The organism is Paenibacillus sp. FSL R10-2788, from assembly GCF_038003885.1.
GTDB lineage: Bacteria > Bacillota > Bacilli > Paenibacillales > Paenibacillaceae > Paenibacillus_AQ > Paenibacillus_AQ odorifer.
In genome coordinates this window covers 4,280,839-4,295,934 of the sequence record NZ_JBBOQA010000001.1, presented here as the reverse complement: position 1 = coordinate 4,295,934, position 15,096 = coordinate 4,280,839, and the positions used below count along the sequence as shown (strand labels likewise).

Genomic DNA, 15,096 nt, shown 5'->3' with positions numbered 1-15,096 from the left:
GTAAGGTTCGGTGCCTATAGTATAAGTATCAGCAAATTATGAGGTGAAATGAATGGAACCATTATTAAAAGTAGAAAACGTAAAAAAAGTGTACGGGAAGTTAAGTGCTGCTTACACAGCGTTGGAAAACGTGTCTTTTGACATTCATGAAGGTGAGTTTGTAGGGATTATGGGACCTTCCGGAGCGGGAAAATCAACCTTGCTACATTTGTTAGCAACCATAGATTCTCCAACAGAAGGAAAGATATATATGGAGAACAAGAGTATTCATGATCTGAAGGAAGCAGCTTTGTCAGACTTCCGGCGTGAACATCTCGGGTTCATCTTTCAAGATTACAATTTACTCGATTCCTTGACGGTAAAGGAGAACATATTGCTTCCCCTGGCGATTGCTAAAATTCCAGCGAAGAAAATTAATCACCTCGTGACTCAGATCTCTAAAGTATTTGGGATTGAAGATTTACTGGGGAAATATCCTTACCAAATCTCTGGGGGTCAAAAGCAAAGAACCGCTGCGGCTAGAGCGCTCGTGACAGAGCCAGCACTGATTTTGGCTGATGAACCAACAGGTGCACTTGACTCCAAATCAGCAACAGATTTATTGGAAAGCTTAAGTACTTTAAATGAAAATAACAATTCGACCATTATGATGGTGACCCATGATGCCTTTGCCGCAAGCTTCTGCCGCCGGATTATTTTCATCAAGGATGGTTCATTTTCAACAGAAATCTATCGTCGTGATCAGACACGCAAAGCCTTCTTCCAAGAGATCTTAGATGTTCATGCGGCCATTGGGGGTGAGGTAGATGACGTTATTTAGTCTAGCAAGAAAAAATATAGCCAGAAACTTCTCGCAATATTTTTTATACATTGCATCGATGGTGTTTAGTATCATCATTTACTTTACATTTGTGACCTTAAAATATAGTGATACGATAGCAGAACAGACGGCTTCATCCCAAAAACTGGGTTCCCTAATGAGTGGCGCGGCAGTCATTCTTATCTTTTTCGTGTTCATATTTATAGCTTATTCCAATTCATTTTTTATGAAAAAACGTAAAAAAGAAGTCGCACTGTATGCGTTGCTGGGGGTACGTAATCGTCAAATCGGTTTTATGCTCTTTTTTGAAAATTTATTATTAGGATTATTCTCTTTAATAGTAGGGATTGTATTTGGCTTCCTTTGTTCAAAAGGATTTATGACGATTTTGATTCATTTAATGGGTTATGACGTTGTAGCACCCTTTACTTTTTCAATGGCGGCTGCGATGAACACGGCTATCGTATTTCTGGTTATTTTCTTAGTGACATCATTTCAAGGCTACCGCTTGATCTATCAATTTAAGCTGATTGATTTATTTCATGCTTCCAAAAAGGGAGAAGTGGCGCCTAAACCATCTATGATAGTAGCTGTTCTTGGAGTGTTACTTATTGTCTTGGGCTATTGGCTTGCAATGCAGGACCTTTTCACTTCTAAGGTATGGGCAAAAATCGGATTTCTCATGACCGTATTAATTATTTTAACAACGGTAATTGTGGGTACATTTTTATTGTTCCACAGTGTGACTGGCTTTGTGTTAGCAATGATTAAGAAAAATGAAAAGTGGCTGTGGAAAGGCCTTCATGTAATAACCATATCGCAGCTGCTCTATCGTATCCGTGGGAATGCACGTACATTAACTGTGATTGCTGTGTTGAGTGCTACAACAGTAACTGCCGGTGGAGCGGTCTATAGCCTGTATTACAATACGAATGACTCGGCAAAAACGATTAATCCGAATACCTTTATGTATCAATCAACAGATGCAGAAATGGATAAACAAGTAAATGCTGTACTGCCAGCTACAAAATACGATGAAAATATCGATGCGCTATCCATTACGTTTCATACGAAAGAATTAAACACACCATCCTCGTTCGATAGCTCTGATAAAAGAGGGTATACAGTTATCGATGAAAAAACATACAACAACTTAGCAAATGTACAGCATAAAGAAAAATTAAATGTAAAGGATGGTTACGCGGTTATTTTAGATATCGGATATGACAAAAGGTTCTCACCTATGTATACAGGAAAAACTATAACAACAGGCAACGGCCATCCACTCATATTCCAAAGCTTTAAAACACAAACCGTATTGAATGCAGGCACAGCAGGTATAACAGTTGTAGTCTCGGATGAACAGTATAAAGGATTACGGAATGATGGATAAGTGCTACGCTATCGTGTTCTTGGGGTAGAGGATGCCTCTGTGGATTTATCTGCAAAAATTGCAAACCAATTGCCTGAAGAAGCGCCATTTTCTAGTAGGCCTCAAGATTACCAAACAAGCTTGGAAAGTGTGGGTTCTCTACTTTTTATAGGCAGTTTCCTTGGGCTCGTATTTCTGGCTGCAACAGGCAGTATCATTTACTTTAAAGTTTTAACTGAGGCAGAAGAGGATAAAGCACAGTACAATATGCTGCATAAAATGGGTGTCAGTGCAAAAGAAATGCAGAAATCCATTGCGTCACAGGTATTCGTTATCTTTGTTGTACCGCTTATAGTAGGGTTATTGCATAGTGTAGTGGCTTTAAAAGCATTCTCTAGTCTACTGATGATAGATTTAGCAAAGCCAGTGTTGCTCTGGATGATTGCTTATACCGTAATTTACGGGTTGTATTATTTCTTAACCGTAGCTTCATACAATCGTATTATCACACTAAATAATAGAACAGAAGGATGATTGAGATGAAAAAATTTCTAATTACTATGGGTATTTTGTTTGTTATTGGGGTTGTAGGTGTCTTTGCTCTAGCAAAGATTGATTTCAATCGCATGAATGCTGAAAATTACTATTTACAAATTACAGAGGATGGGGAACCCCATGAATATAAACTGAGTGATGGTACAGTGATGACTTCCTATTCGTATACACTAGAGGCTACAAATGCTAAAGGGAATACAATTCCACTGGAATTTAATGCACAAAAAAATCTTCGTAAAGGCGCCTACTTAAAAATGTATGTAAAAAAAGGTGATCAAGTCTCCTCATATGATGAAGTGAAAGTAGAGGATATTCCGCTAAAAGCAATAAAAAACTAATAAATTGAAGAAGGGCTGTCTCCAATAAAGGTAATGGAGCACAGCCCTTTTCTCTGCCTAATGAGTAAGTAAGGCATTTGCATTATAAAAGTATAGTAATGGTTGTTCCAATATTTTCAGCGCTCGTAATATCGAGTTTCCCCTCATGAGCCCAAATAATGTCTCTTGCGATGGCCATTCCTAAACCAGTACCATGCTTGCTGGTTGTATTTGTACCCCGATAGTAGCGTTCGAAAACCTGTTCCAGATCTTTAGTTGGAATACCCTGGCCATTATCAGAAATCGAAATTTGGGTATGAGATTCTGGACCTGTATCCACTCGAATCTTCACCACGACATTTTCATCGTTATGCACCAGCGCGTTGTAGATCAAGTTAAGGGTCGCTCGTTTTAGTAACTTTTTATCTACTTTATGCATTGCTTTAGCCACATTCGCCTCAAACTCTATCTGCCGTTCACCAAAGGTCGGGTCATTTAAAAGTTCAATCGTCATTTCTCGTAGAAACATAACGAGATTCACCTCTTCAAATTGCAGGGATAGCTGGTGATTACGTAAACGTGTTGTTAAATTGAGGTCATCTAACAGATCTTTCATATACATCGATTTACTTTTGATAATTGACGTGTATTCCTGTAATTCTTGGGCTGTTAAATCTGTGGCACTGTCGTTAATAAATTCTGCATAACCTTGAATAGAAGCAAGTGGTGTTTTCATGTCATGTGAAACATTGCTAATCCATTCCTCACGCATTTGATCGAGACGTTTACGCTCCTCTTCATGCCGATCGAGCTTTTCAGATAGTTCATTCATATTACGAAAAACATCTTCATAAACACCTTTGGGAGTAGGCATTTTCTTAAAACGTCGTTCCCTGAGCTGTTGAATACCCTCTATTAATGTATGAAGGGGTGCAGTTAACTTTTTCCCAAATAGAAATCCAATGATGATTACAATAAGCACATCAACGATTAAAAAAATGGAAAGAAAAACATTAACATCTTTGAAAATTTTAGCGTAGTCATAGGTCATTACGTAGCGGCCTATTTTAGGATTATTAATCCCTAAAAAGTAACTGAAATTTTGGGCTTCGCTGACAAAAACCGTCGTGCGTGCATCTAATTCTTTATATTTATACATTTGGACAATTTCAATAGGAGAATACTCTGTTTTCAATTCTTCAGGGGTATAAAAGGCTGCTGCTTGCTCCCCTTGGTCATTCAAGAATTGTACCCAGGCGCTCATTTCTTGTAGTTTTTTGAGACCTTCTTCGTTCACAACAGGTTTGCCAGCCTGTAGTTCTACGTATTGTGAAAAGGTTCGGCTAAAGGTTTCTGCAGATGCTTCTTCAGTGCCAAAGTTATTATTATTTACCTTTATAAAGAATAGGGAAAGGAACAAAATCGCGTTTACAATACCAACGATCACAACAATAGTCATAACCGATCTTAAAAAGCGGAGTGTCAATTTCCATTTCAACTAGGCTCACTCCTTGGTATGTAATTTATAACCTAACCCTTTAACCGTCAAAATAAAGGAAGGATTTGAAGGGTCGGCCTCAATTTTTTCACGTAATCGCCGAATATGTACCATCACTGTATTATCGGAACCAAAAAAATCTTCACCCCACACCTGTCCAAACAAGGTTTCTTTGCTTAGAATCTGATTGGGATGATGCATAAAACAGCTCATTAAACCGACTTCTTTGGCGGTTAACACGAGGACCTCGCCATTCTTTTTTAATTCTGTCTCATTGGCACTAAGTTCAAAGGGACCAGCTTGTAAGCTTTTCGGAGCCTTTTTTTCTTCTGTAAAGCCAGCTCTTCTCAGTTGTGCCTTTACCCGATAAGCGACTTCTTTCGGACTGAACGGTTTAGTAATATAATCATCGCCACCTATCGCCAGTCCTAACAGCTTATTAATTTCCTCGTCTTTTGCAGACATAAATAAGATGGGTGCATTTGATGTTTCCCGAATTTTTCTGCATAAGTCATATCCTTCTCCATCTGGGAGCATAATATCTAGCAATATAAGCTCAGGATTATACTCCTGGAACTTGTCCCAACCCTCTGCAACGGTCCCGGCAGTTACAACGTCTGGAACACCTTCTTTATGTAAAACAGCCTTCATTAGACGCGCTAAATCATCTTCATCGTCTATGATTAATACCCATTTACGACTTGCCATTTATTTCCCTCCAAATCCGTCTTTATGTACATTATTACATTATAAAGGACTCTTTATTTCTTGCGCAAAAAATTGCAAAAGAAAGGCTTGCATGAAGATGGGTATTACTTAGACGAACATAGCAAAGCAATATTTGGTGATTTATTAAAATTCATTCTATATATATCCAAATCAGGTAAGGAGTAGAAATTGTTAGGCCCCCTGTCTTCCATGGTATTGATCTGCACTGTATATGGCCCTTTGAAGATGTTCGCTAAAATGATGGAAGGAGGTGAGTTACTGTATTCGTTTGAGCTCGAAGAAGAACTTGAAGACAGCTTTTGGAATGCCGTTAGATGACAGCGAATTGCAAGGAGTGCAAGCAGCCTTAACAGGAACAACTGCAACCAATGCTGATTTGCAGAATATTTCACAGGATGACTTTGTACGTACAGCCGTGATTATGCTGGTCGGAATCATAATTGTGCTAATAGTCATTACGCGCTCTGTGTCCAACTCTCTGTTCATTATTGCTTCCTTGTTGCTAGAGTACTTACTTCTCTTGCAGTGAAATCTTGAGCTGGATCGTTCCATTTTTCAGCTTCATTATGATTGCAGCCCTGGGCGTTGATTAAAGCATATTCCTGATGATGCGGTATAACGAACTTGAAGGGGATGTTGGATCACCTGTACCGCGTTGATTCCTTCGGGCGTAATGACACTTATACAGGTAGCATTCGTATTAATCATTGCACTATTATTACTAAGTGTAGCGGCCATGCCGGTGTTCTTGACTGCATTAAAGCAGCTTGCTAGCAAATTAAATGGTTCAAGCAACGGTGCTACATCAAAGAATGTAGTTGACAAATCGAGTCATATTTAGACGGCAGTAAAATTTAAAAATACATGCGTATTACGTATGCTGAGAACAATAGAAAGAATCTTCGGGGACCTTTGTGGGCCCTTGTTTCACCATATCAGAATGTATATAATTATCGACTATACCTTACAACTTTATTACGCTATAATCAACGTAAAGTCACCAGATGACCTAAGAGTAGGATGATTTTAATAGATTAATTAATATTAGCTTTTGATATGCCGAAACGTATTTTGTTATTGAAATAGGTTGTTTATATTGTTTATGATATTATTAAAGGTGTTAATTAAATCTAGAGTAGGTAGATTATGAGTCTAAATGACAACGTATTAATTAAAATTCGTGATATGCGAGAGAGTTATACACCAGTTGAACGATTGGTCGGAGATTACATTTTAGAAAATACGGAAGAGATCCCTCATTTGTCGATTAAGGAATTGGCTCAATCGAGTAAGACAAGCGATGCATCTGTCCTTCGTTTCTGTAAGACGATGGGTTACAGCGGATACCGCAATTTTATTGTGAGTATATCGGCATCTTTGGGTTCTCGTGATGAGGATTCAAAGGCTCAATATACAGATATTCAGCCAGGTGATGATCTCTCGACAATTATATCAAATATTTCATTGAATAATTGCAAGTCCATTGAGGATACGCTTAGTGTTATTGATCGAAAAGAAATTACAAGAGCTGTAGAATTACTATGTCATAGTAAGCGAATTGTTTTCTTTGGAATAGGTGCTTCGGGACTCGTTTGTATGGACGGGGAACAGAAGTTCTCGCGAATTAATAAGATGTGTCATGCCTATACAGATGGTCATAGTCAGCTCACGGCAGCAACTTTACTTGAGAAAGATGATGTTGCCATTTTCATTTCTAACTCTGGAGCAACTAGTGATATTATTGATGCACTGGAAATTGCCCAAAAGAATAGAGCGAAATGTATTGCGATTACGAAGTACAATAAAAGTGAGCTTGCGGAGCGGGCGGATATTGTATTGAGCATATCCACACCTGAAATAACAATCCGCAGTGGGGCTATGGGCTCGCGTATTGCGATGCTTACGATCATCGACATATTATTTGCTGGTGTCGCAAGTGCTGAATATGAAGAAGTAAAAACCTACTTAACAAAAACGCATAATATATTAAAGAAAAAACTTAGAAATTAGGTTCTGATAGAATGAATGTGGAGGAAAGCATTGATCATGGATCAATGCTTTCTTTTTTTGTAGTTCATTCACTTATTCGTGTACTAAAATGTACTACTTATCAATCCATGTCAGATTATCTACATGATGAATACGTTGATCTAATGAATATAATAAGTAGTTTAATTCAATAATTAATAGCTTGGCACACAATTATGAGGAAGAAAATGAATGGAATTGAAGACGAAACATCATCCGGTTGAACACGGATGATGTAACTTTATGTTTCGTTTGGAGCGATAATCAGCAAATAATACATTTTTTTAAATCGCTTTAACCTTAGAGCCATAGCGATCAAAGCAATTGTTAAAAATTTAAATTGCATCTTGTAAGCGCTTTATAAATGTGGTATAACATAGTATGTAAGGAATGAAATAAAACATCAGAATTTAATTTCTTCATGAAATTATATTTCAAAATCTATTGACGAAGCGATGGTGTTGTATTAGTATAAGAACATAATAATTGTAAGTTAATCTAACACGTTTTGTTAATTAAATGACAGATTAAGGCTGGGAAGAAGGAGGATGGCTATGAATGACTACCTTGCGGGATTGACAACAGAGGCTGTGAATCCAGACACATTAATGATTGATGAATGTACTACGGAAGAAATGATCCAGTTAATGAATCAACAAGATGCACTGGTCCCCAGAGCTATAGCTGAGGAGATTCCGCAGATTGCAAAGGCGGTAGATATTCTACATCATAGGTTGTCTAATGGTGGAAGAATGTTTTACATAGGAGCTGGCTCATCAGGAAGATTAGGTGTTCTGGATGCTTCCGAATGTCCTCCTACCTTTGGTACAGATCCTTCCTTGGTGCAGGGCTATATTGCTGGTGGTGATATTGCTTTGCGTACTGCGGTTGAAGGCTGTGAAGACGATATGGATGAAGGGATCGCATTAATCGAAAGCATTGGTGTAACAAACAAAGATGTACTTATTGGGATTTCGGCAAGCGGTAGTGCAAACTACGTTATTGCAGCTTTAGCGAAAGCAAAGGAACTTGGAGCAGCCACTATCGGTGTTTGTAACAACAGAGGCTCAAAGTTCGAACCCATTGTAGATGTTTGTATAACACCTGTTGTAGGACCTGAGGTCATTAGCGGTTCGACTCGATTAAAGGCAGGAACTGCTCAGAAGTTGGTGCTTAATATGCTGACAACATGCACAATGGTCAAGTTAGGAAAAACGTACAACAACTTGATGGTTGATCTGAAGGCTAGTAATTTTAAGCTCGTAGATCGCTCGATTCGTATCATCATGAACACGACTGGTGTAGATACATCAACCGCCGCAGAAACACTTGAAAAAGCATCTATGAACTGTAAGCTGGCAATTATGATGATTAAATCGGGGTTAGATGCAAAAGAAGCAGAACAAGTACTTAACGCAAACGGAGGACGCTTGAAACAGGCAATCGCATCATTGGTTTAGGTGTGAAAAGTGGAATAACAGGATGGATGCTATTAATAATTGAGGAGGCTGTTTTCGATGAAAAAAAGATCACGTGGATTAACTCTGTTTTTGTCAGGAATCATGATGGTATCACTATTATCGGCTTGCGGAGGAAACGGAAATAACGCACCAGCTTCTACAGATTCCGGTAACACAGGAACTAGTAACGGTGGTTCTGAGCCTAAAAAGGATACGATTACAGCACTTTTACCTCCGATATCAGCGAACTATCAAACACGTTTTGCTGATATGGAAAAAGAATTTAATACACTACATCCTAACTTGACTTTGAAAATCGAGCCAGCGAGCTGGGAAGATATGACGCAAAAACTTGATACTCAAGTAAATGCAGGTTCTCCTCCAGATATTGCTTTTATCGGTGCTTCAGGAATTTCGAAATATGCAGCACTTAATGTACTAATCGACCTTAACGGTGCCCTTTCTGATGAAGCCAAGGCAGATTATGACGAAGTTCCATTGAAATATTTCCAACTAGGTGACGCTCAATACGGCCTACCAGCGTATATGGAAATCCACACTATCGGTGGTAACAAACAATTCCTTGAAGAAGCCGGAATTGATTGGAAAAGCATTCAACAAAACGGTTGGACTTATGAAGAGTTCCGTAATGCAATTTCTAAAGGCGTAGTGAAAAATGATAAAGGTGAAACTACTCGTTATGGTTTCGTGTTCGCAACATCTGGTGTAGCATCTAAAGACTATCTAGCTATTCTTGCTAAAACTGCTGGTTTACCAGATTACTTCGATAAAGATCTTAAATATACGTATACAAGCAAAAACTTCTTGGGGCTACTTACATCTATTCGCGAAATGATCAACGATGGTTCTATGCCTAAAGAGCTAAGCTCTATCGATGCTGGTAAACGGTGGAACATGTTCCTAACGGGTCAAACGATGATCACAGGTAAAGGTTTATCTGCATTTGAAAACTCTGCTCGTCTAAACAATGAGAAGATTAAAGCGAACGATGGTTCAGCTGTTGCAGATTCTATTGAAGTTGATTATATTTCACTTCCAGTCCCAACATTCAACGGTGCCGATTATGTCCCTACTTCAATCGTTGATGGTTATATCGCACTTCGTGGTAAAAAAGCTCCATCTGAAGAGCACATCAAAAATATTGCCCTAGCAACGAATTTCTTGTCTTCTGGTTCAATTGCTGCTAACTACAGTAATGAGCTGTTCTTATCACCAATTACTGAATCTGCACGTAATGCAGAAGTACTTGAAAAATTCCCTCGTAACGAAGATAACGTTGCTGCAGGTAAAGCTATGATGGCAAAAGCGCTTCCGGCTCGTACAGATATTCCTACTGATCTGGCTGCTGAAGCATTAAAAATTGAAACAGAAGTTATTATTCCTAAACTACAAGCCTTACTTGCAAATGAGATTGCTCCACAAGAAATGTATGATGCAGTTAAAGCAGCTGCAATTAAATCTTTCGGTAAAGATGGTATTGTAGTTGACTAGTCTGTCGTAGGCTGACATGTGAAAGCTGTGCGTAGCTAGAACGTACAGCTTTCCTTCTAAATTAGCTAGAGCTTGTACTGTTTTTAGAAGAGAGGTGCGACCCAATGAATCAAACGTTGACTAAAAGAAAAAAATTGAAACTCGAAAGTGACTCAGGTTGGGGATACGCGTTTATCGCAGTAGCACTTATTGCGTTTTCTTTATTTACCGCATATCCAGTCATCAATGCTTTTATTATCAGCTTACAAAAATATGGTCCATTAGGATCCACTTTTGTCGGCGTGGATAACTTCGTTAACTCTTTTTCAGATGAACTTTTCTGGAAAGCGCTGAAAAATACGTTAGTATATACGCTATTAACTGTTCCGTTTAATATTCTTCTATCATTTTTAATTTCAATTTTGATTATTCCTTTCAAGAAAAAAACACAAACGATCTTTAAAGCACTATATTACTTGCCAGCCGTAGCATCTGGTGTAGCGCTTTCTGTTGTGTGGCTGTGGATCTTCGATCCGTTAAAATCAGGTATTGCCAATAAGCTCGTGAGTTTTTTAGGTATTGAAAATCAAAACTGGCTTGGTTCCAGTGCAACTGCAATGTTCTCACTTGTATTAATGTCATGGTTATCAAGTCATGGTACAGCAATTATTATTTATATAGCCGCATTACTCGCTATTGATAACAGCTATTATGAAGCAGCTGAAATTGATGGCGCGTCTTTCCTGCAAAAGCTTTGGTTTATCGTTGTCCCTTTCCTTAAGCCAACAACGCTATTCCTACTTGTTACTGGTGTTATCGGTTCCTTCCAAGTATTCCAAAACGCTTATCTTATGACAGGCGGTGGACCAGACCATGCAACAACAATGGTAGGTTTGTTAATCTTTAACAATGCGTTCACATATTTTGAGTTTGGTGAGGCAGCGGCACAATCATTAGTTCTAGCAGCGATTATCGGATTTATCTCATTCCTTCAATTCAAGTTTATAGGTAAAGATGTAGAATACTAGGAAAAGGAGCAGAATACTATGGGTTTGTACAACAATAGCTTAAGAAGCAAAGGGTATCTGTTTATACGTAATGGTGCAAACATTACGTTCCTTATCCTATTTGCCGCAGCTACCATATTCCCGATATACTTTATGGTCATCTCCTCGTTCGGTGATCCGGTAGAAGCTGGTGCAATGAGCTATTCTATCCTACCATCGAAGATTTCATTTGAATCTTATAAATTCTTCTTTAACTTCAGCCCACATACATGGGACTGGTTATTGAACTCCTTTATAGTGGCAGCGTGTATCACGGTATCTAACGTATTTTTTGCTACACTTGCTGGATATGCTTTTGCAAAAATGAAATTTAAAGGGAAAAACATTTTGTTCGCTATTTTGCTGGGATCTATGATGATTCCTGTTCAAGTCACTCAGGTTCCACTATATATTTTGATCGTAAACATTTTTGAATTACAAAATACGTACACAGCGTTGATTATGCCGAGCATAGTAACGGTATACAATATCTTCTTGGTTAAGCAGTTCATGTCCTCCATTCCAGGTGAAATTATTGAATCTGCTAAAATCGAAGGTTGTTCCCAGCCTAAAATCTTCTGGTATATCATTATGCCTCTATCTAAAACAATTATGGCAGTACTAGCAATCCTAACGTTCATGGCGGCATGGAATGACTTTTTCTGGCCGTTCCTAGTAACGAATACGATGGATATGCAAACCATTCAGGTCGGCTTGAAAAACTTTCGCTTTGCGAATACAACTTACTTTGCACCGATGATGGCGGGGGCAACCATTTCAGCAGTTCCAATGTTTATTTTGTTCTTCAGTTTACAAAAATACTTCCTTGAAGGGGTAACAGTTGGAGCGGTGAAAGGTTAATGGACAAACAATCAAAAGTTGATGCAACATACTTAGTTGGCTTGATGTCAGGTACATCAGTAGATGGTATTGATGCAGCAGTAGTTAAGCTTTTCCCATCAGCCGAAAAAGAGCATGGAGTAGAGATTGAATTACTGGCTTTTGAAAACACACCTTTTGAGGTGCAAGTTAGAAACTCCATATTTGAGCTTTTTGATCCCGCTAAAGCTACGATTGATAAGGTTGGCGCAATGAATATGTGGCTTGGCGAATTATACGCCCAAGCCACATTATCCGTTATAGGGAAATGCGGCCTTTCGCCTTCGCAAATATTCGCAGTAGGATCACATGGTCAAACAATCTATCATGCTCCGGAAGAGAATGTTATGGGCGGCTATAATCTGCATTGTACTGTTCAGATTGGGGATGGTGCAGTTATCGCCAATCGCACAGGAATTCCTTGCGTATCAGACTTTCGAGTTGCTGACATGGCAATGGGTGGACAAGGAGCTCCGTTAGTACCATTTACCGAATACTTATTGTTTAACAATCCAGAGAAAACAATTCTGATGCAAAATATTGGCGGAATAGGCAATGTGACTGTTTTGCCTGTAAATGCCTCACCGGATGAGGTATTTGCTTTTGATACGGGTCCTGGAAATATGATTATCGATGGCCTTGTATCGCAATTATTTGCACCAATGACCATGGATGTTGATGGCGAAATTGGTGCGGGCGGTCAAGTGATTGATGAGCTATTGAAATGGATGCAGCAGGATAAATATTATACGATGCCGTTACCAAAATCGACAGGCAGAGAACGGTTTGGCCAACAATACGTGGCACAAATTATTGAAATGATGAAGGTTAATAACTGGAAAGCGGAAGATGTTGTTGCAACAGCTACGTACTTAACTGCCTGGAGCATCGTCGATAGCTATGAACGGTATATTGCACCGCAGCATCAGGCTGAGCAATTGTTAATTGGCGGCGGTGGAAGCTATAACAAGACGCTTTTGCGTGATTTACAACACTTATTTGCACCGCATAACGTGCAGGTGCTGACGCAGGAGGATATCGGTGGTAATAGTGATGCTAAGGAAGCAATTGCTTTTGCTCTGCTAGCGTATTACACGATGGAGCGCTTACCAAACAATATCCCGCTAGTAACTGGAGCTTCACAGCCAGTAGTAATGGGCAAAATTTCCTGGCCCTATATTGGACGTTCACAGGAGGCTTAAATGATGCAAATCAGAACCTTTTCAATTGAAGATCACTCTGCAGTTGTAGAGCTTTGGAATCGTGAGGCTACAAAATATGATTATAAGCCATTTACAGAGCGAGAGTTTCAAGATACATTCATCGACCATCCTTATTTTGACGCTGACTGTATATGGGTAGGCTGTGACGAAAAAGGGATTGTTGGTTTTGCAGCTGGCTGCTGCGGTGACGATCTCCCTCTTGGAGATGTGGCGGGTTATATTACGAGTGTTATTATAGATACCCATGTGGCTTCTCTGGAGCTTTACGATGCTTTTCTATTGCGTTTAGAAAAAAGATTCCAAGAACTTGGGAAAAGACAAGCGGATGTATTGTTTTTCAACCCTGTTAAGCTGAAGTGGAGTATACCAAGTGCACCTCAGCATGAGCATAATAATGCCCCGGGCATCAGTAAGGACCAGCCATTATATGAAGCTTTAATTGCTAGAGGCTACGAAGATCGAGCGAGGCAATGCGGCATGTATTTAAGACTCGGAAGCTTTATAGTTCCCGAAGATATTTTAGATAAGGAAACCAATGCAAATAGCAAGGACTATTACATTACTTCCTATGTCCCTGATTTACATACAGGGCTTGAAGCAACGCTTGCTGCCCTGCAAAATCCGCAGTGGAAGAAGGATGTTGTTACTTATGTGAAGGTTGGCGCACCACTTGTAGTAGCTGTGTACGGCAACGAGGTTGTGGGCTTTGCGGGTCCAATTATTTCGCAGCCTGATGGAAGAGCATTTTTTTGCGGTATCGGAGTGCACCCAGAGCATGAGGGTCATGGCCTTGGCAGTGTATTATTTTTCAGAATGGTTGAAGCTTTTCAAAATGTGGGCTGTCAATATATCTCTCTATTCACTGGAAATAATAATCCGGCTCTTCGAATCTATCAAAAAGCGGGCTTTACTATTGAAAAACAATTTTCTATATTGCGGAGGGAACTTTAAAGATGAGCGAAAAATTCACAGTATTAGCAATTGGAGCACATGTTGGTGATGTGGAGCTAGCTTCTGGTGGTGTACTCGCTAGTCATAGTTTAAAGGGAGATCGCATTGTGACACTAGCGTTAACTGCGGGTGAACGAGGGGTCCCGGCAGGACAGGATATAAAGGAATATCGTCAGCAAAAAGTGAAAGAGGCACAGGTTTTTGCGGATATGCTAGGCGGTGAAGCCATTGTATTCGATGATTATTGTGACGGAGAGTTGCCTGACAATCAAGAAATTCGTATGGAGGTTTGTGATGTAATTCGTCGCGTGAAGCCTAACATTATTATTACACACTGGAAAAACAGTATGCATAAGGACCATGCGCTAACGCATCATATCGTAAATGATGCCCGTTTCTTCGCAAGTCTATCATCCTTTGAACGAGCGCTCCCCGCGCACTTTGCAGCAAGATTATATTACTCCGAAAACTGGGAGGATGCGGTTGATTATGTCCCTTACGTATATGTGGATTTCGATCAAGCGGCATTTGATCTATGGATAGATGCTTTAAGCAAGCATTGGTTTGTGACGAATAGCAAATCTTTCAAATACATGGATTATTATAAAGCACTAGCAGTTGTTCGCGGCTGTGAAGCAAGAAAGACATATGCAGAAGCATTTATGGTGCCAGCTGAAACGGTGAAGGTTAGGCAGTCTAGTCTTTGGTAACTATTCAACTAGCTAAG

General features: G+C 39.4%; 15 protein-coding genes and 1 pseudogene. 14 read left to right on the top strand and 2 right to left on the bottom strand.

The window, feature by feature from the left end; translation table 11 throughout:
- Nucleotides 1–52: 52 nt before the first annotated feature.
- The 4 genes from NSQ50_RS19060 to NSQ50_RS19045 are packed head-to-tail and all read left to right on the top strand — an operon-like array spanning nucleotide 53 to nucleotide 3,085.
- Nucleotides 53–820 carry an ABC transporter ATP-binding protein gene (locus NSQ50_RS19060; RefSeq protein ID WP_036688742.1) on the top strand — a complete coding sequence of 256 codons (768 nt, stop codon included), beginning with the start codon at nucleotides 53–55 and terminating at the stop codon, nucleotides 818–820.
- Complete coding sequence (locus NSQ50_RS19055; protein WP_306068374.1) at nucleotides 807–2,213, top strand: FtsX-like permease family protein; 1,407 nt, start codon at nucleotides 807–809, stop codon at nucleotides 2,211–2,213. Before NSQ50_RS19060 ends, NSQ50_RS19055 begins: the two co-directional genes overlap by 14 nt.
- A gap of 39 nt (nucleotides 2,214–2,252) precedes the next feature.
- Nucleotides 2,253–2,726 (top strand): FtsX-like permease family protein, encoded by a 474-nt coding sequence (locus NSQ50_RS19050; protein WP_306068375.1) that lies wholly within the window; start codon nucleotides 2,253–2,255, stop codon nucleotides 2,724–2,726.
- 5 nt (nucleotides 2,727–2,731) lie between these two features.
- Entirely contained in the window at nucleotides 2,732–3,085 is a 354-nt protein-coding gene (locus NSQ50_RS19045) for a YxeA family protein (RefSeq protein ID WP_036688737.1), read from the top strand.
- Nucleotides 3,086–3,167: 82 nt separating this feature from the next.
- On the opposite strand, the gene NSQ50_RS19040 is transcribed toward NSQ50_RS19045, so the two are convergent.
- Both NSQ50_RS19040 and NSQ50_RS19035 read right to left on the bottom strand, forming a co-directional pair.
- The gene (locus tag NSQ50_RS19040) at nucleotides 3,168–4,562 is read right to left on the bottom strand and encodes a sensor histidine kinase (RefSeq protein WP_036688735.1); all 1,395 of its coding nucleotides are present in this window, start codon (nucleotides 4,560–4,562) and stop codon (nucleotides 3,168–3,170) included.
- Nucleotides 4,563–4,568: 6 nt separating this feature from the next.
- On the bottom strand, nucleotides 4,569–5,270 hold the full coding sequence (locus NSQ50_RS19035) for a response regulator transcription factor (protein ID WP_036688733.1): 702 nt from the start codon (nucleotides 5,268–5,270) through the stop codon (nucleotides 4,569–4,571).
- Between the two features lie 210 nt (nucleotides 5,271–5,480).
- Between NSQ50_RS19035 and NSQ50_RS31620 the strand changes: the two genes are divergently transcribed.
- The 10 genes and pseudogenes from NSQ50_RS31620 (at nucleotide 5,481) to NSQ50_RS18990 (ending at nucleotide 15,079) form a co-directional block, all read left to right on the top strand.
- The gene (locus tag NSQ50_RS31620) at nucleotides 5,481–5,609 is read left to right on the top strand and encodes a hypothetical protein (RefSeq protein WP_081383801.1); all 129 of its coding nucleotides are present in this window, start codon (nucleotides 5,481–5,483) and stop codon (nucleotides 5,607–5,609) included.
- Nucleotides 5,602–6,132: pseudogene (locus NSQ50_RS19030) on the top strand (MMPL family transporter); the annotation flags it as partial. The gene NSQ50_RS31620 and the pseudogene NSQ50_RS19030, both read left to right, overlap by 8 nt.
- A 305-nt stretch (nucleotides 6,133–6,437) precedes the next feature.
- Nucleotides 6,438–7,301, top strand: a complete 864-nt coding sequence (locus tag NSQ50_RS19025; RefSeq protein ID WP_036688728.1) for a MurR/RpiR family transcriptional regulator — start codon at nucleotides 6,438–6,440, stop codon at nucleotides 7,299–7,301.
- A gap of 572 nt (nucleotides 7,302–7,873) precedes the next feature.
- Nucleotides 7,874–8,779: an N-acetylmuramic acid 6-phosphate etherase gene (murQ, locus tag NSQ50_RS19020; protein ID WP_036688725.1), complete on the top strand. Its 906-nt coding sequence runs from the start codon at nucleotides 7,874–7,876 to the stop codon at nucleotides 8,777–8,779.
- Nucleotides 8,780–8,836: 57 nt separating this feature from the next.
- On the top strand, nucleotides 8,837–10,291 hold the full coding sequence (locus NSQ50_RS19015) for an ABC transporter substrate-binding protein (RefSeq protein ID WP_036688723.1): 1,455 nt from the start codon (nucleotides 8,837–8,839) through the stop codon (nucleotides 10,289–10,291).
- Nucleotides 10,292–10,395: 104 nt separating this feature from the next.
- On the top strand, nucleotides 10,396–11,298 hold the full coding sequence (locus tag NSQ50_RS19010) for a carbohydrate ABC transporter permease (protein ID WP_036688721.1): 903 nt from the start codon (nucleotides 10,396–10,398) through the stop codon (nucleotides 11,296–11,298).
- An 18-nt stretch (nucleotides 11,299–11,316) separates the two neighbouring features.
- Nucleotides 11,317–12,177 (top strand): carbohydrate ABC transporter permease, encoded by an 861-nt coding sequence (locus NSQ50_RS19005; protein ID WP_036688719.1) that lies wholly within the window; start codon nucleotides 11,317–11,319, stop codon nucleotides 12,175–12,177.
- Nucleotides 12,177–13,397: an anhydro-N-acetylmuramic acid kinase gene (locus NSQ50_RS19000; protein ID WP_076100307.1), complete on the top strand. Its 1,221-nt coding sequence runs from the start codon at nucleotides 12,177–12,179 to the stop codon at nucleotides 13,395–13,397. The genes NSQ50_RS19005 and NSQ50_RS19000 overlap by 1 nt, the downstream gene beginning before the upstream one ends.
- Entirely contained in the window at nucleotides 13,398–14,369 is a 972-nt protein-coding gene (locus NSQ50_RS18995) for a GNAT family N-acetyltransferase (RefSeq protein ID WP_256717022.1), read from the top strand.
- 2 nt (nucleotides 14,370–14,371) lie between these two features.
- Nucleotides 14,372–15,079 (top strand): PIG-L deacetylase family protein, encoded by a 708-nt coding sequence (locus NSQ50_RS18990; RefSeq protein WP_076100309.1) that lies wholly within the window; start codon nucleotides 14,372–14,374, stop codon nucleotides 15,077–15,079.
- Nucleotides 15,080–15,096 lie beyond the last annotated feature (17 nt).

Coding starts and splice junctions, on each gene's coding strand:
- NSQ50_RS19060 (WP_036688742.1), top strand. CDS start 53: ATGGAACCATTATTAAAAGTAGAAAACGTAAAAAAAGTGTACGGGAAG.
- NSQ50_RS19055 (WP_306068374.1), top strand. CDS start 807: ATGACGTTATTTAGTCTAGCAAGAAAAAATATAGCCAGAAACTTCTCG.
- NSQ50_RS19045 (WP_036688737.1), top strand. CDS start 2,732: ATGAAAAAATTTCTAATTACTATGGGTATTTTGTTTGTTATTGGGGTT.
- NSQ50_RS19035 (WP_036688733.1), bottom strand. CDS start 5,270: ATGGCAAGTCGTAAATGGGTATTAATCATAGACGATGAAGATGATTTA.
- NSQ50_RS31620 (WP_081383801.1), top strand. CDS start 5,481: ATGGTATTGATCTGCACTGTATATGGCCCTTTGAAGATGTTCGCTAAA.
- NSQ50_RS19025 (WP_036688728.1), top strand. CDS start 6,438: ATGAGTCTAAATGACAACGTATTAATTAAAATTCGTGATATGCGAGAG.
- murQ (WP_036688725.1), top strand. CDS start 7,874: ATGAATGACTACCTTGCGGGATTGACAACAGAGGCTGTGAATCCAGAC.
- NSQ50_RS19015 (WP_036688723.1), top strand. CDS start 8,837: ATGAAAAAAAGATCACGTGGATTAACTCTGTTTTTGTCAGGAATCATG.
- NSQ50_RS19010 (WP_036688721.1), top strand. CDS start 10,396: ATGAATCAAACGTTGACTAAAAGAAAAAAATTGAAACTCGAAAGTGAC.
- NSQ50_RS19005 (WP_036688719.1), top strand. CDS start 11,317: ATGGGTTTGTACAACAATAGCTTAAGAAGCAAAGGGTATCTGTTTATA.
- NSQ50_RS19000 (WP_076100307.1), top strand. CDS start 12,177: ATGGACAAACAATCAAAAGTTGATGCAACATACTTAGTTGGCTTGATG.
- NSQ50_RS18995 (WP_256717022.1), top strand. CDS start 13,398: ATGATGCAAATCAGAACCTTTTCAATTGAAGATCACTCTGCAGTTGTA.
- NSQ50_RS18990 (WP_076100309.1), top strand. CDS start 14,372: ATGAGCGAAAAATTCACAGTATTAGCAATTGGAGCACATGTTGGTGAT.